A 1,889-nucleotide genomic window follows, 5' to 3' on the forward strand; every position below is an offset into this window, starting at 1 on the left:
CCTCTCAAAACTAAACAAAGTTTTAACTTGTGTATTCCGTTGTGCTTTCGCACATTTCCTTAGAAAGGAGGTGATCCAGCCGCAGGTTCTCCTACGGCTACCTTGTTACGACTTCACCCTAATCATTTGTCCCACCTTAGACGGCTAGCTCCTAAAAGGTTACCCCACCGGCTTTGGGTGTTACAAACTCTCATGGTGTGACGGGCGGTGTGTACAAGGCCCGGGAACGTATTCACCGCGGCATGCTGATCCGCGATTACTAGCGATTCCAGCTTCATGTAGGCGAGTTGCAGCCTACAATCCGAACTGAGATCGGTTTTAAGTGATTTGCTTACCCTCGCGAGTTCGCAGCACGTTGTACCGACCATTGTAGCACGTGTGTAGCCCAGGTCATAAGGGGCATGATGATTTGACGTCGTCCCCACCTTCCTCCGGTTTGTCACCGGCAGTCTCACTAGAGTGCCCAACTAAATGCTGGCAACTAGTAATAAGGGTTGCGCTCGTTGCGGGACTTAACCCAACATCTCACGACACGAGCTGACGACAACCATGCACCACCTGTATTCTTGTCCCCGAAGGAAAAACTAATCTCTTAGTGTTTCAAGATATGTCAAGACCTGGTAAGGTTCTTCGCGTTGCTTCGAATTAAACCACATGCTCCACCGCTTGTGCGGGCCCCCGTCAATTCCTTTGAGTTTCAACCTTGCGGTCGTACTCCCCAGGCGGAGTGCTTAATGCGTTAGCTGCAGCACTGAAGGGCGGAAACCCTCCAACACTTAGCACTCATCGTTTACGGCGTGGACTACCAGGGTATCTAATCCTGTTTGCTACCCACGCTTTCGAACCTCAGCGTCAGTTACAGACCAGAGAGCCGCCTTCGCCACTGATGTTCTTCCATATATCTACGCATTCCACCGCTACACATGGAGTTCCACTCTCCTCTTCTGCACTCAAGTTTACCAGTTTCCGATGCACTTCCTCGGTTGAGCCGAGGGCTTTCACATCAGACTTAATAAACCGCCTACGCTCGCTTTACGCCCAATAAATCCGGACAACGCTTGCCACCTACGTATTACCGCGGCTGCTGGCACGTAGTTAGCCGTGGCTTTCTGGTTGAATACCGTCAATACATGAACAGTTACTCTCACGCATGTTCTTCTTCAACAACAGAGTTTTACGATCCGAAAACCTTCTTCACTCACGCGGCGTTGCTCCATCAGACTTTCGTCCATTGTGGAAGATTCCCTACTGCTGCCTCCCGTAGGAGTTTGGGCCGTGTCTCAGTCCCAATGTGGCCGATTACCCTCTCAGGTCGGCTATGCATCACGGTCTTGGTGAGCCGTTACCTCACCAACTAACTAATGCACCGCGGGTCCATCCTAAAGCGATAGCAGAACCATCTTTCAAACATAAACCATGTGGTAAATGTTGTTATGCGGTATTAGCACTTGTTTCCAAATGTTATCCCCCACTTTAGGCAGGTTACCCACGTGTTACTCACCCATCCGCCGCTCACTCAAATGTTTAATCACTCCGGTGCAAGCACCATCGTTCAAAAACCAGAGTTCGCTCGACTTGCATGTATTAGGCACGCCGCCAGCGTTCGTCCTGAGCCAGGATCAAACTCTCATATTAAAAGTTTGTGACTCATTAAATACTAGCGAAAATTGACTTCGTCAATGTTTCTTAATTCATAATTCAAAACCTTAAATTAATAAGGCCTACACAATTGATTGTTAAAACTTTGTTCAGTTTTCAAAGGTCTACTGTCAGTTAAGAAGTGAACTTCTTAACAAGCGACTTAATTAGTTTATCAAGAACGTAACATGATGTCAAGAACTTTTTAAAATAATTATTTAAGTGACTATCAAGTTGGAAGCTCTCAAGTC

The 1,889-nt window shown here is 47.5% G+C and carries 1 rRNA gene; it reads right to left on the minus strand.

The window, feature by feature from the left end:
* Positions 1–63: 63 nt before the first annotated feature.
* Positions 64–1,635: ribosomal RNA gene (locus tag JCM14932_RS13865) — 16S ribosomal RNA — on the minus strand.
* Between the last annotated feature and the right edge of the window lie 254 nt (positions 1,636–1,889).

It is taken from the genome of Companilactobacillus nodensis DSM 19682 = JCM 14932 = NBRC 107160, assembly GCF_000615905.1.
GTDB classification, from domain to species: Bacteria; Bacillota; Bacilli; order Lactobacillales; family Lactobacillaceae; genus Companilactobacillus; species Companilactobacillus nodensis.